The organism is Nocardia implantans (assembly GCF_035544775.1).
In the GTDB taxonomy this organism is placed as follows: domain Bacteria; phylum Actinomycetota; class Actinomycetes; order Mycobacteriales; family Mycobacteriaceae; genus Nocardia; species Nocardia implantans.
Window position 1 is genome coordinate 1 of sequence record NZ_JAYKYQ010000036.1, and the last position, 858, is coordinate 858.

Here is an 858-nt window from a genome sequence, read left to right on the forward strand (position 1 = left end):
ACGACGTCGAGGATTGGGTGTGGCCGAATGCGTGTATCTGCTCCGATAACGGTCTCGGCTTTGGTTGTTGCTGGTGTGGTGGTGAGTGGTTCGGGGGTGCAGTCGCCGGTGGGGGTGTCGGCGCCGCGGGCGCCGGAGGTGTTGGCGGCGGCGCAGAGTGCTCAGTCGCGGGTGGTGGGGTTGTTGCCGGTGGCGGCGGAGGGGCCGCGGCGGTTGCGGGCGGTGACGCCGGGGGTGGCGCCGTTCGGGGGTGTGGTGCCGGTGCAGGAGTTTTCGTTGCCTGCGGTGGGGGGTGCGTTGGGGATTCCTGAGGTGGTGTTGGCGGCGTATCGGAATGCGGAGTTGGCGTTGGGGTCTTCGACGCCGGGGTGTGGGTTGTCGTGGAGTTTGCTGGCGGGGATCGGGCGGATCGAGTCGGGGCATGCCGGTGGTGGGCGGACGGATGCGGCGGGCACGACGGTGACGCCGATTTTCGGTCCGTCGTTGGATGGGAGTTTGCCGGGTAATGAGGTGATCAAGGCTGCGGATGGGGGGTTTGTGCGGGCGGTGGGTCCGATGCAGTTCTTGCCGGGGACGTGGGGGGCGTATGCGGCGGATGGTAATGGGGACGGGGTGGCCGATCCGCATAATGTGTTCGATGCGGCGTTGGGGGCGGGGAAGTATTTGTGTTCGGGGGGTTTGGATCTGCGGGATCCGGCGCAGGAGTTGCGGGCGGTGTTGCGGTACAACAACTCGATGGCGTATGCGGCGAATGTGCTGAGTTGGGCGCGGGCGTATCGGACGGGTGGTTCGCCGACGCCGGTGCGGGTGTCGCCGGATCTGGTGGCGCCGGGGTCGTTGCCGCCGGTGGGGCCTGGC

General features: G+C 68.2%; 1 protein-coding gene. It reads left to right on the forward strand.

All coding sequences use genetic code 11. From position 1 onward, the window contains the following. Positions 1-60: 60 nt before the first annotated feature. The coding region (locus U3653_RS33185) for a lytic transglycosylase domain-containing protein (RefSeq protein ID WP_435406618.1) at positions 61-858 on the forward strand (798 nt) is incomplete at its 3' end.